At 48.1% G+C, this 24450-nt stretch carries 27 protein-coding genes and 1 tRNA gene; 18 read left to right on the top strand and 10 right to left on the bottom strand.

The genetic code is table 11. The features are described 5' to 3' along the window. Window positions 1-31: 31 nt before the first annotated feature. Entirely contained in the window at window positions 32-643 is a 612-nt protein-coding gene (locus ACTHSA_RS00800; RefSeq protein ID WP_063067910.1) for a CNP1-like family protein, read from the bottom strand. Window positions 644-752: 109 nt separating this feature from the next. Between ACTHSA_RS00800 and ACTHSA_RS00795 the strand changes: the two genes are divergently transcribed. From ACTHSA_RS00795 to pyrC, 3 genes are all read left to right on the top strand, one after another. Next, the gene (locus ACTHSA_RS00795) at window positions 753-977 is read left to right on the top strand and encodes a sulfurtransferase TusA family protein (RefSeq protein ID WP_003681929.1); all 225 of its coding nucleotides are present in this window, start codon (window positions 753-755) and stop codon (window positions 975-977) included. A gap of 12 nt (window positions 978-989) precedes the next feature. Then, window positions 990-1583, top strand: coding sequence for an NMCC_0638 family (lipo)protein (locus ACTHSA_RS00790; protein ID WP_440367106.1), 594 nt, complete (start codon window positions 990-992; stop codon window positions 1581-1583). Between the two features lie 97 nt (window positions 1584-1680). After that, window positions 1681-2715 carry a dihydroorotase gene (gene pyrC / locus ACTHSA_RS00785; protein ID WP_070504408.1) on the top strand — a complete coding sequence of 345 codons (1035 nt, stop codon included), beginning with the start codon at window positions 1681-1683 and terminating at the stop codon, window positions 2713-2715. A 134-nt stretch (window positions 2716-2849) separates the two neighbouring features. Here the strand turns inward: pyrC and ACTHSA_RS00780 are convergent, their stop codons facing one another. Further along, window positions 2850-3413 carry an RBBP9/YdeN family alpha/beta hydrolase gene (locus ACTHSA_RS00780; RefSeq protein ID WP_049322739.1) on the bottom strand — a complete coding sequence of 188 codons (564 nt, stop codon included), beginning with the start codon at window positions 3411-3413 and terminating at the stop codon, window positions 2850-2852. A gap of 232 nt (window positions 3414-3645) precedes the next feature. Further along, complete coding sequence (cysD, locus tag ACTHSA_RS00775) at window positions 3646-4587, bottom strand: sulfate adenylyltransferase subunit CysD (protein ID WP_079453679.1); 942 nt, start codon at window positions 4585-4587, stop codon at window positions 3646-3648. Window positions 4588-4776: 189 nt separating this feature from the next. On the opposite strand from cysD, the gene trhA reads away from it, so the two are divergent. Further along, complete coding sequence (gene trhA, locus ACTHSA_RS00770; protein WP_049335514.1) at window positions 4777-5403, top strand: PAQR family membrane homeostasis protein TrhA; 627 nt, start codon at window positions 4777-4779, stop codon at window positions 5401-5403. Between the two features lie 58 nt (window positions 5404-5461). Here the strand turns inward: trhA and ACTHSA_RS00765 are convergent, their stop codons facing one another. Further along, entirely contained in the window at window positions 5462-6892 is a 1431-nt protein-coding gene (locus tag ACTHSA_RS00765) for an alanine/glycine:cation symporter family protein (protein WP_049335517.1), read from the bottom strand. Between the two features lie 364 nt (window positions 6893-7256). Between ACTHSA_RS00765 and ACTHSA_RS00760 the strand changes: the two genes are divergently transcribed. Next, window positions 7257-7985 carry a YebC/PmpR family DNA-binding transcriptional regulator gene (locus tag ACTHSA_RS00760; protein WP_003745951.1) on the top strand — a complete coding sequence of 243 codons (729 nt, stop codon included), beginning with the start codon at window positions 7257-7259 and terminating at the stop codon, window positions 7983-7985. 60 nt (window positions 7986-8045) lie between these two features. Here the strand turns inward: ACTHSA_RS00760 and ACTHSA_RS00755 are convergent, their stop codons facing one another. The 4 genes from ACTHSA_RS00755 to tgt form a co-directional block, all read right to left on the bottom strand. Further along, window positions 8046-8537, bottom strand: coding sequence for a disulfide bond formation protein B (locus ACTHSA_RS00755; RefSeq protein ID WP_204788131.1), 492 nt, complete (start codon window positions 8535-8537; stop codon window positions 8046-8048). Between the two features lie 203 nt (window positions 8538-8740). Beyond that, window positions 8741-9139, bottom strand: a complete 399-nt coding sequence (locus ACTHSA_RS00750) for a c-type cytochrome (protein ID WP_371492489.1) — start codon at window positions 9137-9139, stop codon at window positions 8741-8743. A 123-nt stretch (window positions 9140-9262) separates the two neighbouring features. Further along, window positions 9263-10273: a ferrochelatase gene (gene hemH, locus ACTHSA_RS00745; protein WP_371492488.1), complete on the bottom strand. Its 1011-nt coding sequence runs from the start codon at window positions 10271-10273 to the stop codon at window positions 9263-9265. A gap of 85 nt (window positions 10274-10358) precedes the next feature. Then, a complete protein-coding gene (gene tgt / locus ACTHSA_RS00740) occupies window positions 10359-11474 on the bottom strand; it encodes a tRNA guanosine(34) transglycosylase Tgt (protein ID WP_003745960.1) in 1116 nt (371 codons plus the stop codon). A 237-nt stretch (window positions 11475-11711) separates the two neighbouring features. On the opposite strand from tgt, the gene ACTHSA_RS00735 reads away from it, so the two are divergent. From ACTHSA_RS00735 to accD, 13 genes are all read left to right on the top strand, one after another. Then, window positions 11712-11788, top strand: a tRNA-Val gene (locus ACTHSA_RS00735). A 52-nt stretch (window positions 11789-11840) separates the two neighbouring features. Further along, entirely contained in the window at window positions 11841-13754 is a 1914-nt protein-coding gene (thrS, locus tag ACTHSA_RS00730) for a threonine--tRNA ligase (protein ID WP_003745962.1), read from the top strand. 17 nt (window positions 13755-13771) lie between these two features. Then, window positions 13772-14293 carry a translation initiation factor IF-3 gene (gene infC / locus ACTHSA_RS00725; protein WP_079453755.1) on the top strand — a complete coding sequence of 174 codons (522 nt, stop codon included), beginning with the start codon at window positions 13772-13774 and terminating at the stop codon, window positions 14291-14293. A gap of 143 nt (window positions 14294-14436) precedes the next feature. Further along, window positions 14437-14634: a 50S ribosomal protein L35 gene (gene rpmI / locus ACTHSA_RS00720; RefSeq protein WP_003675505.1), complete on the top strand. Its 198-nt coding sequence runs from the start codon at window positions 14437-14439 to the stop codon at window positions 14632-14634. Between the two features lie 12 nt (window positions 14635-14646). Continuing rightward, window positions 14647-15006: a 50S ribosomal protein L20 gene (rplT, locus tag ACTHSA_RS00715; RefSeq protein WP_003675502.1), complete on the top strand. Its 360-nt coding sequence runs from the start codon at window positions 14647-14649 to the stop codon at window positions 15004-15006. Between the two features lie 248 nt (window positions 15007-15254). Further along, on the top strand, window positions 15255-16247 hold the full coding sequence (gene pheS, locus ACTHSA_RS00710; RefSeq protein ID WP_314060031.1) for a phenylalanine--tRNA ligase subunit alpha: 993 nt from the start codon (window positions 15255-15257) through the stop codon (window positions 16245-16247). A 32-nt stretch (window positions 16248-16279) separates the two neighbouring features. Then, window positions 16280-17077, top strand: coding sequence for a restriction endonuclease (locus tag ACTHSA_RS00705; RefSeq protein ID WP_314060029.1), 798 nt, complete (start codon window positions 16280-16282; stop codon window positions 17075-17077). A 2-nt stretch (window positions 17078-17079) separates the two neighbouring features. After that, complete coding sequence (locus tag ACTHSA_RS00700) at window positions 17080-18186, top strand: site-specific DNA-methyltransferase (RefSeq protein WP_440367110.1); 1107 nt, start codon at window positions 17080-17082, stop codon at window positions 18184-18186. Between the two features lie 91 nt (window positions 18187-18277). Further along, window positions 18278-20641 carry a phenylalanine--tRNA ligase subunit beta gene (gene pheT, locus ACTHSA_RS00695; protein ID WP_440367112.1) on the top strand — a complete coding sequence of 788 codons (2364 nt, stop codon included), beginning with the start codon at window positions 18278-18280 and terminating at the stop codon, window positions 20639-20641. Window positions 20642-20755: 114 nt separating this feature from the next. After that, window positions 20756-21058: an integration host factor subunit alpha gene (locus tag ACTHSA_RS00690; RefSeq protein ID WP_003680933.1), complete on the top strand. Its 303-nt coding sequence runs from the start codon at window positions 20756-20758 to the stop codon at window positions 21056-21058. Continuing rightward, on the top strand, window positions 21042-21389 hold the full coding sequence (locus ACTHSA_RS00685; protein ID WP_440367114.1) for a hypothetical protein: 348 nt from the start codon (window positions 21042-21044) through the stop codon (window positions 21387-21389). The genes ACTHSA_RS00690 and ACTHSA_RS00685 overlap by 17 nt, the downstream gene beginning before the upstream one ends. A gap of 307 nt (window positions 21390-21696) precedes the next feature. Continuing rightward, a complete protein-coding gene (trpA, locus tag ACTHSA_RS00680) occupies window positions 21697-22482 on the top strand; it encodes a tryptophan synthase subunit alpha (protein WP_440367116.1) in 786 nt (261 codons plus the stop codon). Between the two features lie 74 nt (window positions 22483-22556). Further along, on the top strand, window positions 22557-23423 hold the full coding sequence (accD, locus tag ACTHSA_RS00675; protein WP_222570393.1) for an acetyl-CoA carboxylase, carboxyltransferase subunit beta: 867 nt from the start codon (window positions 22557-22559) through the stop codon (window positions 23421-23423). Window positions 23424-23486: 63 nt separating this feature from the next. On the opposite strand, the gene ACTHSA_RS00670 is transcribed toward accD, so the two are convergent. Together ACTHSA_RS00670 and rpsU are read right to left on the bottom strand one after the other, a co-directional pair. Next, window positions 23487-23933: a GatB/YqeY domain-containing protein gene (locus ACTHSA_RS00670; RefSeq protein WP_004519479.1), complete on the bottom strand. Its 447-nt coding sequence runs from the start codon at window positions 23931-23933 to the stop codon at window positions 23487-23489. 102 nt (window positions 23934-24035) lie between these two features. Next, window positions 24036-24248 (bottom strand): 30S ribosomal protein S21, encoded by a 213-nt coding sequence (gene rpsU / locus ACTHSA_RS00665; protein ID WP_003680926.1) that lies wholly within the window; start codon window positions 24246-24248, stop codon window positions 24036-24038. Window positions 24249-24450: the final 202 nt, after the last annotated feature.

Here is a 24450-nt window from a genome sequence, read left to right as displayed (position 1 = left end):
TTCAGACGGCCTTTTTGTTGATTAAAGCGGTTTATTTATCGTGGTTGGTCAGCGTTGTGCCGTGACGGCCGCCGCGTTCTTTCAAACGTTGTACCAAGCCTTCGACCGTTGTCGGCATGCCGTCGATACAGAATGCCTGATACAGGGCGGTGTGCAGGGCGTCGTTGCGACTGAACGCATTGCCGATCAGCTTCCAATCGCCTTTACGCGGCTCGATCCAGCGGTGGTTTACTGTGTCGCCGTAAGCAAATACTTTGTAAGAAGAACGCTTGTCGTTGCTGTAAGTAAAGGACGTACGGGCGCAATAGAGGCCTTCGACGGAGAGGTTGTCGTAGCCTTTGTCGGAGCGCACGTTCAAGACGTAGCGGATGCTGTTGTCAGGCGCAGGCATGATTTGTAGGCTGCTGAGCAGGATTTTGGGCTGCTTGCCGTAGGTTTCGTTGACATAGAGGTCGAACCAATCGCCCGATTGGGTATCGGGCAGGGGCGGCAACTCGGCTTTGTGTTCTTTAAACTCGCGTGCGGCAACTTCTTCAGGGCTTTCCTGATAACGCGTGTTGGTCAGCGTATCCTTTTGGCTGAAACCCAAAGCAAATGCTTGAGTCGCGGCAAGGCTGAGAGCGAGAAGGGCAAAACGGCGCATAGACAGCTCCAAAGTGAAAAACGGCTTTATTTTATGGGCTTGCAGGGTGGGGTGCAAGTAAGTGCGGTATAATTGACGTTAATTCTGATTAATATGACGAGTTTTCATCATGAATACACAAACTCTGGATGTCATCGGTTTGAAATGCCCTCTGCCGATTTTGCGTGCCAAAAAAGCTTTGGCGCAAATGCAGGAGGGCGAAGTGCTGACCGTATTGGCTACTGATGGCGGCGCGCCCGGCGATTTTGAAGCGTTTTGCCGTCAGACCGGACATGTCTTGTTGGAATCGAGCGAGGCTGACGGCGTGTTCAAGCTGGTGTTGAAGCACAAATAAAGGCCGTCTGAAATGTCTAAAGCCGTCGCGTTGTCTGCCGCCGTATTGGCCGTCTGCCTCAGTGCATGCGGCAAGGAAGGCGTTTCGCCGCAGAACGCTGCCGATTATGCCCAAAATGTAACCGACTTGTTCCGCCAAAGCTGCGTGGCCGCAGACGGCGATGCCGCCCTTGTCGGCGAGTTTGCCAATGCCAACAAACTGGTTTTATTGTCGAAAAAAGATATTGCCGATTTGCCTGCCGGAATGATGGATTTGGAGGCATTAAGCATTTGGAAGAAAACGGAAAACGGCGTAGATTATTATTTGAGCCTGACTGAAGACAGTTGCAGCGTGCGCACGGCTAAAGCCGACGACCATCTGATTTTCAAACAATTTTTAGCTTTGGCAGAAAATCCGCCGCAAGGTTTGAACGCTGAGTTGCGTGCCGATAATTTGGCGGAAGCCCCGTTGCCTATGCGTCAGATTTCCTACGCATGGCGCGCGTCCGGCAGTCCGAAAGAAACCTTGCTGACCGTCAAAACAACGTCGTCCGAGCATTTTCCGGTACAGGCTGTTTTTTATTTGACCCATCATTCTTACGACAATAAGGCCGCCGTTTTGCCTTAGGCCGGTTGACGATTGAAACATCAAATCGATAGAAACCGTTACCGCCGAATAAAGGCCGTCTGAAACATTATCAAACCAAACCACTCGAAAGTAAGCTATGCAAACCCTGACCATCATCCGCCCCGACGATATGCACTTACACCTGCGCGACGGTGACGCGCTCAAAGCCGTTGCCCCCTACACCGCCCGACAAATGGGTCGCGCGGTTATCATGCCCAACCTGAAGCCGCCCGTTGTCAGCATTGCCGATGCCCAAGCATACAAAGAGCGCATTATGGCCGCCCTGCCAGAAGGCAGTGCCTTTCAGCCGTTGATGACGCTTTATTTGACCGACAACGCTACTCCCGAACTCGTGCGTGAAGCCAAGGCTGCCGGTATCGTGGCTTTCAAACTCTATCCAGCAGGCGCGACCACCAATTCCGATTCCGGCGTGACCGACTTGTTTAAGCTAATTCCCGTGTTGGAAGAAATGGCGAAACAGGGTATTTTGTTCTTGGTTCACGGCGAAGTAACCGACCCCGAAATCGATATTTTCGACCGCGAGGCCGCCTTTATCGAGCGCGTGATGAAGCCGGTTCTGGCGCAAGTGCCCAACCTCAAGGTCGTGTTTGAACACATCACCACTGCCGAAGCAGCCCGACTGGTATTGGAAGCTGGCGATAATGTGGCCGCGTCCGTGACGCCGCAACACTTGCTGCTCAACCGCAACGACCTTTTGGTCGGCGGCGTGCGCCCTCATCATTTCTGCCTGCCGGTTCTCAAACGCGAAACCCACCGTCAGGCTTTGGTTGCCGCCGTTACCGGTGATAAGGCGCACAAATTCTTCCTCGGCACGGATTCTGCACCACATGCCAAAACTGCCAAAGAAAATGCTTGCGGTTGTGCCGGTATGTTCAGCGCGATGACTGCCATTGAGCTTTATGCTGAAGTGTTTGAGAAAGCAGGCGCGTTGGACAAACTGGAAGCCTTTGCTTCTAGAAACGGTTCGCACTTCTACGGTCTGCCTGAAAATACCGATACCATCACATTGGTCAAACAAACACAAACCGTACCTATCAGCGTACCTTACGGCGATGGCGAGCTTGTACCGATGAGGGCCGGCGGTGAGATTGAATGGACGGTGCAATATTAAATTTGCTGTCAATAAGGCATAAAAAGAAACAACCTGCTTGAAAGGGCAGGTTGTTTTTTTATTGTCGTTCAGACGGCCTGTCGTGGGGAGGGGAGACAGACAAGGCCGTCTGAAAACCAAATTATATTGCGTGTTTATTCGGTCAACATGGGTTTCAGTGCTTCCCAAGCCTGCGGCAGTTGGGTAAAGCCGTCCGAAGCCATCAAATGGCCGCCTTCGGGAATATGGGTAACAGGACTTTTGAGTTTGGCCGCCATGTCCAAAGTCAGTTCGGGCGGAACATGGGTGTCGTTGTCGGAAACCAGACAGTGTTTGGGCATGTCGATTTTGCGCAGGATGTCGAAATCGGGCGACGCTGCTTTAATGTAGGCATCAAGCGCAGGCAGGGGTGGCAGCGTATCGGCAAAACCGGCGGCAAGCAACAGACCGCCGATTTTTTGGGGCTGTTGGCGGCTGAGAAAGTGAAGGAGGGTAATGCAGCCGAGACTGTGGCCGACTAGGAAGGTATGGGCATCGGGCTTGCCGATGTGCTGGTCAAGGGTAAACTGCCACGCGGTCGTGCTTGGTTTGTCGGGATTGGGCATGGCGAGGGAGATTGCTTGTGCGCCGGTGCTTTTGATTTGGGCGCAAAGCCAGTCAAACCAGTTGCCGTGCGGATTGCCTTCAAAGCCATGTACGATATAAACGCGTCGATTCATGTTTTTCCTCCTTCAGACGGCCTGAGACTTTTGTCTAAATCTCTGCCTGTAAGCGTTTATTATACCATGTTTGTTTATGTTTTATTGTTTGTCGCTTGGTAAGGATTTTTAATTAAGCTTTTGTTGTTAAATGATATTTGCAAGAATAATAAAGCAAACAACACGGCAGGGGCAGATGGTTTTGCCGTGTTGTTCGGGTTTGAAATATATATGGGCCGTCTGAAAAACCGGTTTAGAAATAGCCTTGTTTTTTGCGTTCTTCCATTGCCGCTTCCGATACGCGGTCGTCCATGCGCGTGGCGCTGCGTTCGGAAATGGTTGCGGCGGCGGTTTCAGCAATGATGTCTTCGGGCGTGGCGGAGGTACTGGCAACAGGGCAGGTGCAGGAAATATCGCCGACGGTGCGGAAACGGACATCACGGATTTGGGCAATTTCGCCTTCGCGTTTTGGGGTCAACGGGGTAACGGGAACGAGCAGGCCGTTGCGTTCGACAACTTCGCGCTTGTGGGTGTAATAAATCGGCGGCAGGGCGAGTTTTTCGCGTGCGATGTATTGCCAGATGTCCAATTCCGTCCAGTTGGAAATCGGGAATACGCGCATGTTTTCGCCTTGGAACAGGCGTGTGTTGTAGAGCGACCATAATTCAGGACGTTGGTTTTTAGGATCCCATTGGCCGAACTCGTCGCGGAAAGAGAAGATGCGTTCTTTGGCGCGCGCTTTTTCTTCATCGCGGCGAGCGCCGCCCATTAGCGCATCAAAGCCTTGTTCTTCAATGGTTTCAACCAGCGTAACGGCTTGGGCGGCGTTGCGAGAATCGGTTTCGCGGCGCAAGACGACACTGCCTTTGCGGATGGATTCTTCTACGCTACCGATCACAAGTTGTACGCCGGTACGCGCGACTGTGTCGTCGCGGAATTGGATGACTTCGGGGTAATTGTGGCCGGTATCGACGTGCAGGAGTTTGAACGGCAGCTTCAGCGGACGGCCTTCGATTTGGAAGGCTTTGACGGCAAGCGCCAGCAATACGACTGAGTCTTTGCCGCCGGAAAACAGCAAGGCCGGATTTTGGGCGTTGGCAATGACTTCGCGGATGATGTAGATAGACTCGGCTTCGAGCCAGTCGAGGTGGTGGTTTTGGATGGACATTTTTTCTCTCTTTGCAACCTTGGCGATAGTCGATACTTTAGTGAGGCCGTCTGAAAAAGGGAAAGAATGGTTTGTTTGTTGCAAAGATGTTTTTGTTATATTGCAAGGCCGTGTTTTTCAGACGGCCTTTGCGCTTTAACTTATTTTTAAACCGATTTCTCTGACGAAGCCTCTGTCTTCGCGTACACTTTGGTCTTTTAGAAATGAGAATGGTTTATGTATCACGGCGAGAGATTTAATGCGTACAGCCATTTGGCCGGTTTCTTATTGGCAGTGGCGGCGTTGGTGCTGATGCTGGTGAAAGCGGTGGAATCGGCGGACGGCTATCGGATTGCCGGTGCACTGACTTACGGAATCTGCCTGCTGCTTCTGTATTTGGGTTCAACCTTATATCACAGTATTCCGCAGCCTAAGGCCAAGGCGATTTTGCAAAAGGTTGATCATTGTATGATTTATCTTTTGATTGCAGGCAGTTATACGCCGTTTACGCTGATTACCCTTCACGGCGGCTGGGGCTGGTCGCTTTTCGGCGTGTCTTGGGGATTGGCTTTGCTAGGCATTGTTCAGGAACTGACAATTGGGCGCAAAAGCGAGAAGCGGCTGCTGTCGATGGTGATTTATGTGTTGATGGGCTGGCTGATTGTGGTGGCGGTATGGCCGCTGATACAGTCGCTTTCGGCTGGTGGATTATTTTGGCTGGTGTTGGGCGGCGTATTGTATAGCGCGGGGATTTATTGGTTTATCAACGATACGAAAATCCGCCACGGCCACGGTATCTGGCACTTGTTTGTCTTAGCAGGCAGTTTGACGCAATTTATCAGTATTTATTTTTATGTGTTGTAGTTTCAGACGGCCTGAAATAAAAAACCTCTCAGTTTGACTGAGAGGTTTTTGTTTGTCGTTAATCTGGGTTTTTGTCGTGGAATTCGTGGAATTCGTAGTTGTAGGTCAACTCTTTGCCGGCTTTGGTTTGCGCCAGATAATCGTCATAAACCGCACGGATTTCCTTACGCAGCAGGAAGAGGGCGATTAAGTTCGGCAAAACCATAAAGCCGTTGAACATATCGGACATACTCCAAACCAAATCCACTTTGCCCAATGTACCCAATACGATGGCCACCAAAACCAGTGCGCGGTAGATGCCCAAGTGTTTGCCGCGGAACAGGAAGCGGATATTGGATTCGCCGAAGTAGTACCAGCCGATGATGGTGGTGAAGGCGAAGAAGGTCAGGCAGACGGCGAGCAATTGTGAACCAAAACCCGGGAAGGCTTTGTTAAACGCCAGTTGGGTAACTGCTGCGCCGGTTTCGCCGGACAGGTTGGCATCGGTCAGCAGGATAATCAGCGCGGTTGCCGTGCAGACCATCAGCGTATCGATAAAAATACCGATAAACGCGGCCATACCTTGTTGCACAGGGTGTTTGACGTTGGCGGTCGCGTGAGCGTGCGGGGTCGAACCCATACCGGCCTCATTGGAAAACAGGCCGCGTGCCACGCCGAAGCGGACTGCCTCGCGCATACCGATACCGGCCGCACCGCCCAATACCGCTTCGGGATTGAAGGCGGCAACAAAGATACTGTGGAACATCGGGATAATGTGGTCGGAGAATTTGAACAAAATAATCACGGCACACAAGATGTAAATTACCGCCATAAACGGCACGACAAATTGCGCGATACCGGCAATGCGGTTGATACCGCCGATGATGATCAGGCCGGCGAATACCGCCAAAGCAATGCCGACAGCCATCGGAGGAATATCGAAAGCCAAATTCATGGCCGAGGCGATGGAATTGGATTGGGTTGCGTTGCCGATGAAACCCAGCGCGATAATCAAGGCGATGGAGAAAAAGCCGGACAGGAAACGCGCCGCGCCACGGCCGATTTTCGGGGTCAGGCCGTGCGTGATGTAAAACGCAGGGCCGCCGATGTATTTGCCGTGGCTGACCACGCGGTATTTTTGCGCCAAAACGGCTTCTGCAAAAATGGTAGACATGCCCAGAATGGCAGACAACCACATCCAAAAAATGGCCCCCGGGCCGCCGGCAGTAATCGCAGTGGCGACACCGGCAACGTTACCGGTACCGATTTGCGCAGAAATCGCTACGGCAAGCGCTTGAAATTGAGACAGGGATTTGCTTTCGTGGTCTTTGTCTTTTTTGCTGAACAAGCCGCCGAAAACGGCTTTAAAACCCGCCCCCAATTTGGTAATTTGCGGCGCGCCCAAGTACAGGGTAAAAAACAGGCCAATACCGATTAAGGCATAAATCAGCAGGTAGTCCCAAAGAACCAGATTGACTGCACCCACCAGAGCAGACAATATTTCTTCCATAATAAAACCTTTAATAAAAACAATAAAAATAAAATGATACGGGTAACTACTCCCACTCATTTTTCGCGTTTGGCAATATCGGCGAGCAGGCCGTTTTGCCATTCGATACCGGTTAAGTTGTTAACAATTTTGACCGATTTTGTCATCATACCGTAAACCTTCGTGAATTAAAACGAAAAACTGACAAAGGTTTGCCGCAAATGTGCTTCTTTATTTAAAAAAGTTTCTTTGTTTTCAGACGGCCTGTTTTTGCAAATATTCGGGCCGTCTGAATATTTTGGCTAAAGGCAACTTATGATAAAATGCACGCCTTACAAATGAAGCAAATTCCGCCTCAGCGCGTGAAAAAACGAAAGGAATCAACATGGCAGGCCATAGTAAGTGGGCAAATATCCAACACAAAAAAGCCCGACAAGATGCCAAACGCGGCAAAATCTTCACCCGTCTGATTAAAGAAATTACCGTTGCTGCCCGCATGGGCGGCGGCGATCCCGGCGCGAACCCGCGCCTGCGCCTGGCTTTGGAAAAAGCCGCCGAAAACAATATGCCTAAAGACAACGTGCAACGTGCCATTGATAAAGGTACGGGCAATCTGGAAGGCGTGGAATACATCGAGTTGCGTTACGAAGGCTACGGCATCGGCGGCGCGGCTTTGATGGTGGACTGTCTGACCGACAACAAAACCCGTACCGTTGCCGATGTGCGCCATGCGTTCACTAAAAACGGCGGTAACTTGGGTACCGACGGCTGCGTAGCGTTCAACTTCGTGCATCAAGGCTATTTGGTGTTTGAACCGGGCGTTGACGAAGATGCGCTGATGGAAGCGGCTTTGGAAGCAGGTGCGGAAGACGTCATCACCAACGACGACGGTTCCATCGAAGTGATTACTGCGCCAAACGACTGGGCAGGCGTGAAAGCGGCTTTGGAAGCGGCAGGTTACAAATCTGTTGACGGCGACGTTACCATGCGCGCCCAAAACGAAACCGAGTTGAGCGGCGAAGATGCGGTTAAGATGCAAAAACTGATTGACGCATTGGAAGATTTGGACGACGTACAAGACGTTTACACTTCTGCCGTGTTGAATCTGGACTAAACAGTTTAAAGAACAAAAGGCCGTCTGAAATTTTAGACGGCCTTTTTATATTGAAACCAATCAGATTTTTCTGGTTTTCAACCAAGCCCAAAGCAGCAGCAATACGACGAAGCTGAAATATAAAATACTCCACACCGGCAGGGCGACGCCGAATAGATAGTCCGGCTCGGCGCAGTTGCCAAAGCCGCGGACGATGGGTTCAAACCAATCGAACAAAGGCCAGTCGCGCAGGCGGAAGGTCCAAGGTGCGCCGCAGGAAGGGGCGGTGCCGGGCGGCAGGCTTTGCAACCAAATTTGATAGGCGGCGACACCGGCGCCGTAAACGGCCGGAGCGGCAATCAACAATGCCGAGAGCGAACGGGCAAATTTGGAAGACTGCGAGCTGAACGCCGTAATAATGGCCAACAGCCCGACACCCAATACGCACAAGCGTTGCAGGATGCACAATACGCACGGGTTCATGCCCAAAACGTATTGGGAAATAAAGGAGCCGCAGGCGGCAAATATGGAGAGGACGACTAAAAATAAAACAGTCTTGCGGAAAAAGTTCATAAGATAAAACCTTTCAGACGGCCTGGACGCAAAACAGCCGATAAATAATGTTTACTTTAACACAAAACGCATATGCTTTTTTTAGTTTGACGGTTTTTTGCGTATGTTTGTTGATGTTACGTAACCATAAATATAGAAACAAAAATGTGTCGTACAGAAAAGGCCGTCTGAAATATTCAGACGGCCTTTAGGGGAGAGACGTTTTATTTTTTCCCGTGAGATTTTTTGACATCTGTTTCAGTAATCGTACCGCCGCCATTATTAAAGGCGTTCATGATGTAAGTGGCAACGGCGGCGACATCGGCATCATTGATGGCAGTAGAAGGCATGAAGCCGTTGTAAGGTTTGCCGTTCACTTTAATCGGGCCGTTGATGCCTTTGGTCATGCTTTGCAACAGAACTTGCGGTTTTTTGTTGATATAGTCGGACTGGAACAGTGGCGGGAACATGGCACCCCGGCCTTCGCCTTTTTTGCCGTGGCAAGCGGCGCAGTTGGTTTCGTAAATCTTTTGTCCTTTGCTCATCAACGTGGCATCAGCGGCAAAAGCGGTTGGGATGCTGAGTGCGGTCAGAAGGAGCAGGATAGGGCGGAGTGCAGTCATGATGTGTTCCTTTTTGAGTAGTGTTGTTTTTGATGGCTACACGCTTGGTTTGCGTTTTGATAGCTTGATGATAACGCTAAAGGCCGTCTGAAAGTAGATTTTTCAGACGGCCTTTGGTTTAGGTCAAATCCAGCCTTGCAGATTGGCCCGACTTAATTGTGCAAGTGCGGCAATCCAGTCAGCGGAATCGTTGAGGCAGGGGATGTAACGGTATTCTTTGCCGCCTGCGGCGTGGAATTGTTCGCGTCCCATAATGGCGATTTCTTCCATGGTTTCAAGGCAATCGGCCAGGAAGCCGGGGCAGAATACGTCGAGTTTGGTTGTGCCTTGTTTCGGCAGCTGATCAAACAGGGCTTGCGTGCTGGGCTTGATCCATTGGGATTTGCCAAACTGGCTTTGGAAAGAAACGATATATTCTTGTTCGGACAAGCCCAATGCCTGCGTGAGTAGTTTGGCAGTATGGTGGCACTCGTCAGGATAGGGGTCGCCGTCGTCATGATGCTTTTGCGGAATGCCGTGGAAACTCAACATCAGTTTTTCGCCGCGTCCGTTTTGGGCCCAATAGGCTTCGATGTGCTGCTTCATGGCTTGAATATAGGCGGCATCGTCGTAATAACGGGAGACGGTGCGGATGCTCATTTGGTTACGTTGCAGCAATAATTCTTGAAACACTTTATCCAAGGCCGCGCCGGTAGAAGAGCCGGCATATTGCGGATAAAGCGGGATGACCAGCAATTTGCCCACGCCTTGGGCTTTGAGTTCCGCCAAAACATCGGCAACGCTTGGATTTCCGTAAGTCATAGCGTGACGGACGATGACATCGGGCAAATGTTTGGCCAGGGCTTCTGCTTGGCGGTGTGTGTAAACCTCAAGCGGCGAACCTTCTTTAAACCAAACTTTTTCATAGGCATGCGCGCTTTTTTTCGGGCGAAAGGTCAATACCAAGCCGCGCAATATCGGTTGCCATAAGAGCTTGGGCAGTTCGACAACGCGTTGATCGGACAGAAATTCTTTCAAGTAAGGCTTGACTGCGGCAGCCGTCGGCGCGTCAGGTGTGCCGAGGTTGAGCAGCAGGACGGCGGTACGGTTTTGTGCGGTATAGGCTAGGGCCGGTTCGGTATGGAAACGGGACATGGTTGTGCTTTATTAATGATGAATATTGAGGCCGTCTGAAAAGTAGTTTGAATTAAAACCTGCTTTCAGACGGCCTTTAAAAGGATTAATCCACACCGCGGGCGCGGTTTTCATGGAATTGCGCCTGCCAATCGGCAAATTTGCCTTGTTCGATAGCTTCGCGCATTTCGGCCATGATGACTTGGTAGAAGTGCAGGTTGTGGATGGTGTTGAGCTGTGCGCCCAAGATTTCGCCGACACGGTGCAGGTGGTGCAGGTAGGACCGGCTGAAATTCTGACAGGCGTAGCAGGTGCAGCTTTCATCAATCGGACGCTTGTCGAGTTTGTGTTTGGCGTTTTTGATTTTCAAATCGCCAAAACGGGTAAACAGCCAGCCGTTACGCGCATTGCGGGTAGGCATAACGCAGTCGAACATATCCACGCCGTGTGCCACGCCATACACCAAGTCTTCAGGCGTGCCGACACCCATCAAGTAATGTGGCTTGTGTTCCGGCAGGATAGGGCCGACAGCGCGCAACATGCGGTACATTTCGGGCTTGGGTTCGCCAACGGACAAGCCGCCGATGGCCAAGCCGGGGAAGTCGAGCTCTTCCAAACCTTTCAGCGATTCTTCGCGCAAATCTTCATACATCGCGCCTTGGACAATGCCAAACAACGCATTCGGATTTTTCAGGTCTTCAAAAGCCTTTTTGCTTCGCTCCGCCCAGCGCAGGCTCATTTGCAGCGATTTTTGCGCTTGGCTGTGCGTTGCTTCGCCCGGGGTGCATTCGTCCAACTGCATCACGATGTCGGAATTCAACACAGTTTGGATTTTCATCGACACTTCTGGTGAGAGGAACAGTTTGTCGCCGTTGATCGGGCTTTGGAATGTACAGCCTTCTTCGGTCAGCTTGCGCATGTCGGACAACGAAAACACTTGGAAGCCGCCCGAGTCGGTCAAAATCGGCTTGTCCCAACCGATAAATTCGTGCAGGCCGCCGAATTGTTCGATGACTTCCAAGCCTGGGCGCAGCCACAGATGGTAAGTGTTGCCTAAGATGATTTGCGCTTTGATGTCATGCAGGTTTTGCGGGTTCATCGCTTTGACCGAACCGTAAGTGCCGACCGGCATAAATACAGGCGTTTCGATTTTGCCGTGGTTCAATTCCAAAGTACCGCGTCGGGCATGACCGTCTTTTTTGTGTAAGGTAAATTTGAGCATAGTAATAATAGATTGGACGTTCGCGTGTGTGCGAAATGAAAGGGCAGATTATAAAGGATTTTTCGTTGGTTGACGGCTGGATTTTATCTTTGTCAAAACAATGCTTCAGACGGCCTGAATAATAGAAGAAATAAAAAATGAGGCATAAATCAAACAAAAATATCCAGGCCGTCTGAAAAGTATTTACAGATGCTTGCAAAAGGGAACACGCTTCGTTACAATAAGCGCCTTAGATGAAGGCACATAGCTCAGTTGGTTAGAGCACCACCTTGACATGGTGGGGGTCGTTGGTTCGAGTCCAATTGTGCCTACCAAATTTCCATAACGGCTTTATGCCGTTATTTTTTAATGTTTTGGAGCTTTCTGATGTTGAACATTACCTTGCCGGACGGTTCAGTCCGCCAATATGAATCACCCGTTACCGTGGCGCAAATTGCAGCGTCTATCGGTGCAGGTTTGGCAAAGGCAACGGTAGCAGGTAAGGTTAACGGTAAATTGGTGGATGCTTGCGATCCGATTACCGAAGATGCCCACGTTCAAATCATTACGCCTAAAGACAAAGAAGGCGTGGAAATTATCCGCCACTCCTGCGCGCACTTGGTCGGTCATGCGGTCAAGCAGCTCTACCCTGATGCCAAAATGGTTATCGGCCCGGTGATTGAAGACGGGTTTTATTACGATATCGCAACTGAAAAACCATTTACGCCTGATGATGTAGCCGCCATCGAAGCGCGCATGAAAGAGTTGATTGCACAAGACTACGACGTCGTTAAAGTGATGACGCCCCGTGCAGAAACCATCAAAATTTTCCAAGATCGCGGCGAAGAGTACAAATTGCGTCTGATTGAAGACATGCCTGAAGTGGAAGCAATGGGTATGTATCATCATCAAGAATACGTCGATATGTGCCGCGGTCCTCACGTTCCCAATACCCGTTTCTTGAAAAACTTCAAGCTGACCAAACTGGCAGGCGCATACTGGCGCGGCGACAGTAATAATGAAATGCTGCAACGTATTTACGGTACAGCCTGGGCAAGTAAAGACGAATTAAAAGCCTATATCCAACGCATCGAGGAAGCGGAAAAACGCGACCACCGTAAGCTGGGTAAACAATTGGACTTGTTCCACCTGCAAGATGAAGCGCCGGGTATGGTGTTCTGGCATCCTAAAGGCTGGGCTTTGTGGCAAGTGATTGAGCAGCATATGCGCAAAGAGCTGAATGCTGCCGGTTATAAAGAGGTGAAAACGCCTCAGATTATGGATAAAACCTTCTGGGAAAAATCCGGCCACTGGGAAAACTATAAAGACAATATGTTCGTGACCAGTTCCGAAAAACGTGAATACGCGGTTAAACCGATGAACTGTCCGGGTCATGTGCAAATTTTCAATAACGGCTTGCGCTCATATCGCGATTTGCCAATGCGTTTGGCCGAGTTCGGTTCTTGCCACCGCAATGAACCAAGCGGTGCATTGCATGGTCTGATGCGTGTTCGCGGTTTTGTGCAAGATGATGCGCATATCTTCTGTACTGAAGATCAAATCGTTGATGAAGCACGCGCATTCAATGAATTGCTGGTTCGCATTTACAAACAATTCGGCTTCCATGATGTTGCTGTGAAGCTGTCCCTTCGCCCTGAGCAACGTGCAGGTTCTGACGAAGTTTGGGATAAAGCCGAACAAGGTCTGCGTGATGCATTGACCGCTTGCGGTGTAGAGTGGGAAGAATTGCCTGGTGAAGGCGCATTCTATGGTCCTAAGATTGAATATCATGTCAAAGATGCCTTGGGTCGCTCTTGGCAGTGCGGTACCCTGCAGTTGGACTTCGTATTGCCGGAGCGTTTGAATGCCGAATATGTAACTGAAAACAACGACCGTGCGCGTCCTGTAATGTTGCACCGTGCTATTTTGGGTTCGTTGGAGCGCTTTATCGGTATTTTGATTGAAAACCATGCAGGCTCATTCCCATTGTGGCTTGCACCGGTTCAAATGGTGATTATGAATATCACTGAAAACCAAGCAGATTATTGTCGCGAAGTGGCTGCCAAGTTGCAGGCAGCAGGCTTCCGTGTCGAATTGGATTTGCGTAACGAAAAAATCGGTTACAAAATCCGTGACAACAGCCAATACCGTTTCCCTTACCAAATCGTTGTCGGCGATAAAGAGAAACAAGAAAACAAAGTTGCGGTACGCCGCAAAGCAGAAGACTTGGGTTCTTTGAATGTAGATGATTTCATTGCACAATTGCAGCAAGAAATCACTGATGCCCTCGTCAATCATTAATTTTTATAGGAGTATTCATCATCGCTCAAGAACGCGAAGCACGAATCAATGGTGAAATTACCGCCAAAGAAGTGCGATTAATCAGTGAGTCAGGCGATCAGCTTGGTGTCGTTTCAGTTCGTGAAGCTCTGGCTATGGCCGAAGAGCAAGATGTCGATTTGGTAGAAATTTCCCCGACTGCCAAACCGCCCGTATGCAAACTGATGGATTACGGTAAATACAAATACCAACAAGCCAAGAAGCGCGACGAAGCCAAGAAAAACCAAAAGCAGGTACAAATTAAGGAAATTAAATTCCGTCCGGGTACAGATGAAGGCGACTATCAAATCAAGATGCGCAACATCAACCGCTTCCTTGCCGATGGTGACAAAGTCAAAGTAACATTGCGTTTCCGCGGTCGTGAAATGGCCCACCAACAATTGGGTGCCCAACTGCTTGAGCGCGTAAAAGAAGATTTGGCAGAAGTAGCGCAAATCGAGTCCTTCCCTAAAATGGAAGGTCGTCAAATGGTGATGATGATTGCGCCTAAGAAAAAATAAAGCTATAATCCGAGGCTTATTTCGATTGCCGCTCGAAATAAGGTTTAATTAGCGGCAAAAACCGTGGTATTTTGGGTTTCAAGTGTTTGAAATTTATTTCAAAACCCCCTTATACCTTATCTAATAACGAATGGAGTTTTCCAATGCCTAAAATGAAAACCAAGTCTAGCGCGAAAAAACGCTTTAAAGTACTGGGTAACGGTGGTGTAAAACGCGGTCATGCGTTCAAAAGTCACATCCTGACCAAAAAAACCACTAAAACTAAACGTCAATTGCGCGGCACCGCTATGGTGGATTCACGCGATTTGGCTTCTGTTGCTAAAATGTTGCCCTACGCTTAAGGAGTTTAGAATATGCCACGCGTAAAACGCGGTGTTACCGCTCGTGCTCGTCACCAAAAAGTCTTCGCGTTAGCCAAAGGCTATCGCGGTCGTCGTAAAAACGTTTACCGTGTTGCCAAACAAGCGGTAATGAAAGCCGGTCAATACGCATACCGTGACCGTCGCCAACGCAAACGTCAATTCCGTCAACTGTGGATCGTTCGTATCAACGCAGGTGCTCGTGAAAATGGTCTGTCTTACAGCAAATTCATGAACGGCCTGAAACGCGCTGCTATCGAAATCGACCGCAAAGTATTGGCTGATTTGGCTGTATTCGACAAAGCTGCATTTGCACAATTGGTTGAAAAAGCTAAAGCTGCTTTGGCTGCTTAATTCGATAAGATTATTTAAAAAGGAAGCTTATGCTTCCTTTTTTCTTTTTCAAAAGAAACTCTATGTAGTTGATTTTCTTTCTTTAAACTCTATTTTTTTATACTGATTTGCGATAAAATAGGCCCCTCTTATCAAACGGATTGGCCGCACTAATACAAAAGGCCGTCTGAACAGGTTTGCAATCAAACCCAACAGACGGCTTTGTTGTTTCAGACGGCCTGCCATCAACAAACAGACGATAAACCACCATGGAAAATGTAAACCGTATCGTTGCAGAAGGTATTGCCGCTATTGAAGCCGCGCAAGACTTCAATGCCTTAGAACAAATTAAAGCACGCTATCTTGGTAAAACCGGCGAATTGACCGGACTTTTGAAAACTTTGGGTCAAATGTCTCCTGAAGAGCGTAAAACCATAGGCGCGCACATCAACGAATGCAAAAATCAGTTTCAGACAGCCTTTAATGCCAAACGCGATGCCCTGAATGAAGCCAAGTTGCAAGCCCAATTGGCTGCAGAAGCCTTGGATATTACTTTGCCGGGCCGTGCACAAGAGTATGGCGGTTTGCATCCTGTTACTTTAACTTTGCAACGAGTGGTCGAGCTGTTTCACGGTATGGGTTTTGAAGTGGCGGATGGCCCTGAAATCGAAGACGATTTCCATAATTTCCAAGCCTTGAATATTCCTGCAAATCACCCAGCGCGTGCGATGCAAGATACTTTCTACGTTGAAAACGGCGACGTTTTGCGTACGCACACTTCCCCGATTCAAATCCGCTATATGCTCGACAAAAAAGAGCCACCCATCCGCATTATCGCCCCCGGCCGCGTTTACCGCGTGGATAGCGACGCTACGCACTCGCCCATGTTCCACCAAGCTGAAGGCCTGTGGGTAGAAGAAGGCGTAACTTTCGCCGATTTGAAAGCCGTGTTTACCGATTTTATCCGCCGCTTTTTCGAACGCGATGATTTGCAGGTACGTTTCCGTCCGTCTTTCTTCCCGTTTACTGAGCCTTCTGCCGAAATCGACATTATGGGTGAAAACGGTAAATGGTTGGAAGTCGGCGGCTGCGGTATGGTACATCCTAACGTGTTGAAAAATGTGAATATCGACCCTGAAAAATATACCGGTTTCGCTTTCGGTATCGGTCTCGACCGCTTTGCCATGTTGCGCTACAACGTGAACGATCTGCGACTGTTTTTTGATAACGATTTGAACTTTTTGAAACAGTTTGCGAAATAGCAGAATTTCAGGTCGTCTGAAAAAGGAACAATATGAATCTTTGGACACAAAAAAGTATTGAGTTGGCAGCTCAAAGTAATTACCTGGATCAACTCTACCGTGTGTATCCCATGTCAATTAATTTGCGCCGAGAATTACCTTTACAAACGCAAAACGAAATTCGCATACATCTGGATAATCAGGACGGTAAAAAGTTGCTGCACGTTTTGCTCAAACAGGAAATATTTCCGATTAAAGACAGCTATGTCGCCTACCTAAAACGGGACAAAACTGCGATTGACCGCAATCCTGCTACTGTAAGCCGTTTGGCGGGAATATTGATTGAAATGGGTTTTGATGAGATTTTGGACAAAACTACTGTTCCTAAAGAAACTAACCGCCAAATCGGCCCATTGTTTAAAACTTGGATTGCCAGCGGTGCGTTGGGTGTGCCGGTTACTGATAATGTAGATGAATTTCTGAATTATCAAGGAAATATTGTGTTTAATGCCGGCGATAGGGCAATGGAAGTATTTGCCAAAACACATTTGGGCTATCAACATAATAAAGGATTGGATTTTATCGCTAAATTCAATCAGACGTTTATCATCGGCGAAGCCAAGTTTTTAACCGATTTCGGCGGACATCAGAATGCTCAATTTAATGACGCATTGGCAACTATGCGCGCGTCGCTTGCGCCTTGTTCTCGTCGGGTTAAAACCATCGCAATTTTAGACGGTGTTTTATATATTGAAAGCAGAGGTAAAATGTTTACTGAGCTTTCCTCGTTTACTAATGACGAAGTGGTCGTATCGGCGGTTTTGTTGAGAGATTATTTGTTTTCGGTATGACCATGCAGCTTATTTATCCCAACAAGCAGTCTGAAAATCAGATTATCGAACAAGCTGAAAGAATTCCGCCGCTTGACTTAAATAAACCGCTTCCGCTTTTGTTTTTCGGCGATAATTTCCATGCACTCTCTGCCTTGCTTAAGAGTGGCTATCGCGAACGGATTGATTTGATTTACATTGATCCGCCATATAACACAAAACAAAATTTCACTGTATCAGATGGACGAAGCAGTACCATAAGTCGTACTACTTACGGTATTACTGCATATTCTGATAGTCGCAGCATGGAAGAGTATTTGGAATTCATGCGTGAACGCCTGATTTTAATGCGTGAATTATTGTCGCCTCGTGGATCAATTTATGTACACATTGATAGTAAAGTTGGGCATTATCTGAAAATTATTATGGATGAAGTATTTGGTGCGGAAAATTTTAAAAATGATATAGCCCGAATCAAATCGAACCCCAAAAATTTTGTACGGCGAGCATTCGGCAATGAAAAAGATATGATTTTGTTTTATGCTAAAAACGCTAAAAAAAATATTTTCAACAACATTACCATTCCACTAACCAATGAAGACAAAATAGAAATGTTTCAAAAGGTTGATGAGAATGGGCGACGTTATAATACGGTCCCTGTCCATGCACCAGGTGAAACGCAAAATGGGGAAACAGGTGGAATGTGGCGTGGAATTTTGCCTCCGAAGGGTAGGCATTGGCGCAGTACCCCATCTGAATTGGATAAGCTGGATGAACAGGGATTATTAGAGTGGTCAAAAAATGGTGTTCCGCGTATAAAAAAATTTGCCGATGAGCATAAGGGAAAAAAGATACAGGATATTTGGCAGTATAAAGATCCTGTTTACCCTATTTATCCAACTGAAAAAAATGCTCAAATGCTGGAAATGATTATTGCTCAATCATCTCTCCCTGACTCTATTGTTTTAGACTGTTTTGCAGGCAGTGGCTCAACCTTGTGGGCAGCACAAAATTTAGGGAGAGAATGGATTGGCATCGATGCATCGGAAGTTGCCGTTCACGTCATACAACAAAGATTTGGCCTGTTCCCTGTACAAACGATAACGATTGAAAAATTTCAAGCTAGCTGAAATTCTAAAACGTAGCCTACCACCCAAGAAAAGGTTGTTTGAAAACAAAATCTGATAAAACAAAAGTTAATTAGTTGATTGAGAACATAACATGCAATTTCCTTATTCATGGCTGAGAACCCAAGCCAATCCTGATCTTTCTGCCGATAAACTGGAACATCTTTTGACCATGGCCGGTTTGGAAGTGGAAGAAATCGATACTGCTGCCCCTGCTTTCAGTGGCGTGGTTGTTGCCGAAGTAAAATCTGTTGAAAAGCATCCTGATGCAGACCGTTTGAACGTTACCCAAGTCGATGCCGGTACGGGTGAGTTGGTTCAGATTGTTTGTGGTGCGCCGAATGTTAAGCCGGGCATTAAAGTGCCGTGTTCCTTGCCGGGTGCTGTTTTGCCGGGCAATTTCAAAATTAAGCCGACTAAAATGCGTGGTGTGCCATCAAACGGTATGCTGTGTTCGACCAATGAACTGGGTTTGTCTGATGATGGTGTAGATGGTTTGCACATTCTGCCTGAAGATGCGCCTGTCGGTACCAACATCCGTGAATACTTGGATTTGGACGATACGTTGTTTACGTTGAAAATTACGCCTAACCGCGCTGATTGCTTGAGCGTTAAGGGTATTGCGCGTGAGGTTTCTGCGTTGACTCAATGTGCGTTTACGCCTGTTGAAATTCAGACGGCCTCTATCAGCAGCGAGAAAAAACAGGCTGTCCGTATTGATGCACCGGCCGACTGTGGCCGTTTTATCAGCCGCGTTATTGAAAATGTCAATGCGAAAGCGGCTACTCCTGATTGGATGAAACAACGTTTGGAACGCAGCAGTATCCGCAGCATTTCCGCATTGGTGGACATCGGCAACTATGTCATGCTGGAAATCGGTCAGCCAATGCATGTTTTCGATGCCGACAAGCTGTCGGGCAGTTTGATTGTCCGCCGCGCTCAAAATGGCGAGACGTTGGCGTGTCTGAACGAGAAGATCGTTACTTTGGCTGACAATACACTGGTGGTTGCTGATGAAAAAGGTGTGTTGAGCTTGGCCGGTCTGATGGGCGGCGAGGCAAGTGCGGTTTCTGATGAGACGCAAAATATTGTATTGGAAGCGGCTTGGTTTGCCCCGGAGATTATTGCCGGTAAATCCCGTCAATACGGTTTTGGTTCGGATTCTTCTTTCCGCTTTGAACGCGGTGTGGATTACCGCTTGCAAGCTGATGCCATTGAGCGTGCTACCGAATTGGTGTTGCAGATTTGCGGTGGCGCAGCCGGTGAAATGGTTGAGGCACAAGGCAAATTGCCTGAGGCAAAACAGGTCGAATTGCGTTTGGGCCGTCTGAAAACGGTATTGGGCGTTGAGATCCCTGCCGAGCAAGTTGAAATTATCTTGCAACACTTGGGTTTGCAGCCTGAGAAAACCGCAGAAGGCTTCCGTGTTACTTCTCCTAGCTTCCGTTTCGACATCGAAATCGAAGCCGATTTGATTGAAGAAATCGGCCGCGTTTACGGTTATGAAAATATTCCTGACGACTATACTTCAGGCCGTCTGAAAATGTTGGCTCTGCCTGAAACCAAACGCCCGCGTTTTGCAGTTTATAACGAAATGGCAGCTCGCGGTTACCGCGAAGTGGTCAGCTATGCGTTTGTGGATGAGCAATGGGAGCAAGACTTTGCTGCCAATACCCATCCTATCCGCCTGCAAAATCCGTTGGCGGCGCAGTATGCCGTCATGCGTTCTACGCTTATCGGCGGTTTGGTGGAAGTTTTGCAAAACAATTTGAACCGTAAGCAAAACCGTGTACGCGTATTTGAAATTGCCCGCGTGTTCCGCAAAGATTCGGCTGATCAATTTGTTCAAAATGAACGTATCGGCGGTTTGTGGTATGGCTCCGTGTTGCCTGAGCAATGGGGCGAGAAAACACGCAACGTAGATTTCTACGATATGAAAGCCGATGTTGAGAGCCTCTTGAAAAACAAAGAAGTATCCTTTGTGAAGACCGAACATCCGGCATTGCACCCAGGACGTGCCGCCAATATCGTTTCAGACGGCAAAGTAGTTGGTTTTATTGGCGAGTTGCATCCGAAATGGTTGCAAAAATATGATTTGCCACAAGCGCCGCTGGTGTTTGAAATCGATATGGATGCGGTATTGGGCCGTGAGAAAACCCGTTATCAGACCGTATCCAAATTCCAACCTGCACGCCGAGATTTGGCATTTGTAATGCCTGAAGCTGTAACGCATGATGATTTGTTAAATGCCCTGAAAGCGGCGGCGAACAAGCTGGTTCAAGAAATCAGTGTATTTGACGTTTACCGCGGTACGGGCGTGCCTGAAGGCATGAAGAGCGTTGCCGTCAAAATTATTTTGCAGGATATGGAAAACACGCTGACAGATGAAGTCATCGAGCCTTTGGTTGCGAAAATGATTAAAGCCGCGGCCGAAAAAGATGCGCAACTTCGTGCTTAAAACAAGATAAAAGTTGTCGCCAAAAATTGCCAATCATATTTGATTTTTTGGTGAGGACTTGATTTTTAAAAGAATTTTGGTAATAATTGCACCAGTTTGAATGAAGGTAAACACATGACACTAACTAAAGCAGAATTGGCCGATATTTTGGTCGACAAAGTCAGCAACGTCACCAAAAATGATGCCAAAGAAATCGTCGAGCTCTTTTTTGAAGAAATCCGCAGCACTTTGGCGCGTGGCGAAGAAATTAAAATTTCCGGTTTCGGCAATTTCCAATTGCGCGACAAACCTCAACGCCCGGGTCGTAACCCTAAAACCGGCGAAGAAGTGCCGATTACCGCACGCCGTGTGGTAACTTTCCATGCCAGCCAAAAACTCAAAGGCATGGTGGAGCATTACTATGACAAACAACAATAACCCGGTTATTCCTGCCAAGCGTTATTTTACGTTGGATGAGATGTGCCAATTGGTACAAATCAGTCCGGCCCAGTTTGCCCAATGGCAACATGAAAATAATATTGTGATTGGATACGGTGGCGATCGATATACGCGCTCAGATGTCGTTAAGTTGTTGAAACTGAAAGATACGTTTGAACCGTATATCGATACGTTCAGCCGTGGCGCTTTGGATGCAAACGGCAATCCTGCCGCCAATGCGGAAGAAGTCCGTCATGGTCTGATGCAGATTTTGTCTGATTTGGAGCGTCATCTGGGTTCTGAACAACAAAACCACCATGTCGAGCCGTAATCGATAAGGAAATTGTGATCAAAAGTGCGAAGGCATACAAAGATTTGCATGATTGATTATTGTAAAGGCTGTTTGAATTGTTTTCAGACGGCCTTTATTGTTTTATATTGCTTTCGAAATATCAGAATCTTGATTGCAAATGATTCTATGAAATAGCCGTAAATGTTATACTTAGCCTCTTGTTTGCCGATTGGGAAAAGCGGCCATTTGTTTTTTGCGGCAGACTAAGTTTTTTACAATAAAATGTAACGGCAGAATAGATTAGGCTGTCGGACAACATTCAAATCGATGAAATGGATAGCAGAAAATGAGCAGAATCCAACAAACTTTCTCAGCGCTTAATGGCGCAAAAGCACTGATTCCTTATATTACAGTGGGTGATCCCAACCTTGAGACGACCTTGGCATTGATGCACAGCCTAGTGGCTAACGGTGCCGATATTTTGGAACTGGGTGTGCCGTTTTCTGACCCGATGGCGGATGGTCCGACCATTCAGCGTGCGGCCGAAAGGGCGTTGGCAAATCATGTTTCTTTGCACGACGTATTGGAAACAGTACGTTTGTTCCGCCAAACCAATGATAAAACGCCGGTTGTCTTGATGGGCTATTTGAACCCAGTACATAAAATGGGTTATCAAGCGTTTGCACAAGCGGCTGCCGACGCGGGCGTAGATGGCGTGTTGACTGTGGATTCCCCGGTAGAAACCATTACCCCGCTGCATGACTCGTTGAAAGCGCAAGGTATTGATTGTATTTTCCTTATTGCGCCGACAACAACTGAAGAGCGTATTCAAACGATTGCCAAAGTAGCCGGTGGTTTTGTGTATTATGTATCGCTCAAAGGTGTAACCGGTGCGGCAAGTTTGGATACTGAAGAAGTTTCGCGTAAAATAGAGCTTTTGCGCAAATATATTGATATTCCAATCGGTGTCGGCTTCGGCATTAATAATGCGGAGAGTGCGCGTAAGATTGGCGCGGTAGCGGATGCCGTTATTGTCGGCAGCCGTATCGTCAAAGAGATTGAAAGCCACGCAGGTAGCGAGGCCGAAGCAGTAGGCGCGTTGGTTAAAGAGTTGAAAGACGCGATTCGCTAAATTTTTTATTCCATTATTTCAGACGGCCTTACATTCAACAGGCCGTCTGAATTCTGAATTCCAAGGAGTCATTCATGAGCTGGCTAGATAAAATTCTTCCTCCGAAAATTAAAAACCGAAGCAGTTCGTCCAGCGTCCCTGAAGGCCTGTGGCACAAATGTCCGTCTTGTTCGGCAACCGTTTATTCAACCGAGTTGAAGCAAAACAGCGAAGTCTGCCCGAAATGTAATCACCACAATCCGCTTTCTGCGCGCGAACGTTTGAATCTGCTTTTGGATGAAGAAGGCCGTGAAGAGATTGCAGCCAATATTAAACCGACCGACCCGCTGAAATTCAAAGACAGTAAAAAATATCCCGACCGCCTCGCGGCTGCGCGTAAAGCAACCGGTGAAGACGATGCATTGGTTGTTATGAAAGGCACCATGAACGGCCTGCCTGTCGTGGTGGCTGCGTTTGAATTCCGTTTTATCGGCGGCTCTATGGGCTCGGTCGTGGGCGAGCGTTTCGTTCAGGGTGTACGTCGTGCCGTTGCAGATAATTGTTCGTTTATTTGCGTGGCGGCTTCCGGTGGTGCGCGTATGCAGGAAGGGGTCAACTCTTTGATGCAGATGACGAAGACTAGCGCGGCTTTGCATTTGCTGACTGAAAAACGTCTGCCGTTTATTTCCGTATTGACTGACCCAACCATGGGCGGCGTGTCTGCCAGCTTTGCCTTCTTGGGTGATGTGGTTTTGGCAGAACCGAATGCGCTGATTGGTTTTGCCGGTCCGCGCGTTATTGAGCAGACTGTACGTGAAACCTTGCCGGAAGGTTTCCAACGTGCAGAATTCTTGTTGGAGAAGGGGGCAATCGACCAAATCGTCGATCGCCGTTCCATGAAAAAACGTATCAGCGATTTGATTACTTTGTTGCGTCATGAAGGTAAAGTAACTGCTGCTTGATTGGCACAATAAGAAAGGCCGTCTGAAAATAATATTTCAGACGGCCTTTTTGATTATTGAGGATTAAGCAGTCAATGCGGTTTTCAAAACCTTGTTGACTTCGCCCATGTCGGCTTTGCCGGCCAGGCGGGTCTTCAATACGCCCATGACTTTGCCCATATCTGCCATACCTGATGCACCGGTTTCTGCAATGACTGCTTCAACGACAGTCTTGATTTCTTCTGCGGACATCATTTGCGGCAGGTAGCGATTGAGGATTTCGATTTCCGCGTTTTCTTTGTCAGCCAAATCTTGACGGCCGGCTTCGGTGTAGATTTTGGCGCTGTCTTTGCGCTGTTTTACCATTTTGGTCAGGATAGAGATGACTTTTGCGTCATCGGCTTCAGTGCGCTCATCTACTTCAAATTGTTTGATGGCGGCATTAATCAGGCGGATGGTGCTTAAAGACACTTGGTCTTTGGCACGCATGGCGGTTTTCATGTCTTCGGTTAATTGTGTTTTTAGGCTCATAATGTGCTCACTTTATATCAATAAAAAGGTGCCGTCTGAAAAACAAAACACACCGCAAAGCTGCCCTTGCGGTGTGTCGTTTATCACAGGGCAGGCCTGTAATTAGTACATTTTAGGAGGCAGTTGTTGGCTGCGCAGACGTTTTTGCAGACGTTTGGCTGCAGCAGCTTTTTTGCGTTTGCGTTCAGTAGTTGGTTTTTCGTACGCTTCACGGGCGCGCAGTTCGGTCAACAGACCGGTTTTTTCTACGGCACGTTTGAAACGACGCATGGCAACTTCAAATGGTTCATTCTCTTTAACACGAATAGCAGGCATTTTATTTCCTTTAAATTTTGTTCAATCAAACCGTTTTAAGAAATAGAGGACGGTTTGTCATAATGGGGGAGTTGTTGTATCGCTGGTTTGCCTAGGGCAGGGCGGGATACGCGCCGTGATGTAAACATCACCTCCTAACAAGTCGGCTTTTGCCGTGCAAGTGACCTTTTCGGTCAGAAACAATCGGGCGATTATCTTATAA

Origin of the sequence: Neisseria sp. P0008.S002 (assembly GCF_051962805.1) — a bacterium.
Lineage (GTDB): Bacteria > Pseudomonadota > Gammaproteobacteria > Burkholderiales > Neisseriaceae > Neisseria > Neisseria perflava.
This window is presented reverse-complemented; position numbering and strand designations above follow the sequence as displayed.

Excerpts from the sequence above, each read along its gene's own strand:
- ACTHSA_RS00800 (WP_063067910.1), bottom strand. The coding sequence starts at position 643 with ATGCGCCGTTTTGCCCTTCTCGCTCTCAGCCTTGCCGCGACTCAAGCA.
- ACTHSA_RS00795 (WP_003681929.1), top strand. The coding sequence starts at position 753 with ATGAATACACAAACTCTGGATGTCATCGGTTTGAAATGCCCTCTGCCG.
- ACTHSA_RS00790 (WP_440367106.1), top strand. The coding sequence starts at position 990 with ATGTCTAAAGCCGTCGCGTTGTCTGCCGCCGTATTGGCCGTCTGCCTC.
- pyrC (WP_070504408.1), top strand. The coding sequence starts at position 1,681 with ATGCAAACCCTGACCATCATCCGCCCCGACGATATGCACTTACACCTG.
- ACTHSA_RS00780 (WP_049322739.1), bottom strand. The coding sequence starts at position 3,413 with ATGAATCGACGCGTTTATATCGTACATGGCTTTGAAGGCAATCCGCAC.
- trhA (WP_049335514.1), top strand. The coding sequence starts at position 4,777 with ATGTATCACGGCGAGAGATTTAATGCGTACAGCCATTTGGCCGGTTTC.
- ACTHSA_RS00765 (WP_049335517.1), bottom strand. The coding sequence starts at position 6,892 with ATGGAAGAAATATTGTCTGCTCTGGTGGGTGCAGTCAATCTGGTTCTT.
- ACTHSA_RS00760 (WP_003745951.1), top strand. The coding sequence starts at position 7,257 with ATGGCAGGCCATAGTAAGTGGGCAAATATCCAACACAAAAAAGCCCGA.
- ACTHSA_RS00755 (WP_204788131.1), bottom strand. The coding sequence starts at position 8,537 with ATGAACTTTTTCCGCAAGACTGTTTTATTTTTAGTCGTCCTCTCCATA.
- ACTHSA_RS00750 (WP_371492489.1), bottom strand. The coding sequence starts at position 9,139 with ATGACTGCACTCCGCCCTATCCTGCTCCTTCTGACCGCACTCAGCATC.
- hemH (WP_371492488.1), bottom strand. The coding sequence starts at position 10,273 with ATGTCCCGTTTCCATACCGAACCGGCCCTAGCCTATACCGCACAAAAC.
- tgt (WP_003745960.1), bottom strand. The coding sequence starts at position 11,474 with ATGCTCAAATTTACCTTACACAAAAAAGACGGTCATGCCCGACGCGGT.
- thrS (WP_003745962.1), top strand. The coding sequence starts at position 11,841 with ATGTTGAACATTACCTTGCCGGACGGTTCAGTCCGCCAATATGAATCA.
- rpmI (WP_003675505.1), top strand. The coding sequence starts at position 14,437 with ATGCCTAAAATGAAAACCAAGTCTAGCGCGAAAAAACGCTTTAAAGTA.
- rplT (WP_003675502.1), top strand. The coding sequence starts at position 14,647 with ATGCCACGCGTAAAACGCGGTGTTACCGCTCGTGCTCGTCACCAAAAA.
- pheS (WP_314060031.1), top strand. The coding sequence starts at position 15,255 with ATGGAAAATGTAAACCGTATCGTTGCAGAAGGTATTGCCGCTATTGAA.
- ACTHSA_RS00705 (WP_314060029.1), top strand. The coding sequence starts at position 16,280 with ATGAATCTTTGGACACAAAAAAGTATTGAGTTGGCAGCTCAAAGTAAT.
- ACTHSA_RS00700 (WP_440367110.1), top strand. The coding sequence starts at position 17,080 with ATGCAGCTTATTTATCCCAACAAGCAGTCTGAAAATCAGATTATCGAA.
- pheT (WP_440367112.1), top strand. The coding sequence starts at position 18,278 with ATGCAATTTCCTTATTCATGGCTGAGAACCCAAGCCAATCCTGATCTT.
- ACTHSA_RS00690 (WP_003680933.1), top strand. The coding sequence starts at position 20,756 with ATGACACTAACTAAAGCAGAATTGGCCGATATTTTGGTCGACAAAGTC.
- ACTHSA_RS00685 (WP_440367114.1), top strand. The coding sequence starts at position 21,042 with ATGACAAACAACAATAACCCGGTTATTCCTGCCAAGCGTTATTTTACG.
- trpA (WP_440367116.1), top strand. The coding sequence starts at position 21,697 with ATGAGCAGAATCCAACAAACTTTCTCAGCGCTTAATGGCGCAAAAGCA.
- accD (WP_222570393.1), top strand. The coding sequence starts at position 22,557 with ATGAGCTGGCTAGATAAAATTCTTCCTCCGAAAATTAAAAACCGAAGC.
- ACTHSA_RS00670 (WP_004519479.1), bottom strand. The coding sequence starts at position 23,933 with ATGAGCCTAAAAACACAATTAACCGAAGACATGAAAACCGCCATGCGT.
- rpsU (WP_003680926.1), bottom strand. The coding sequence starts at position 24,248 with ATGCCTGCTATTCGTGTTAAAGAGAATGAACCATTTGAAGTTGCCATG.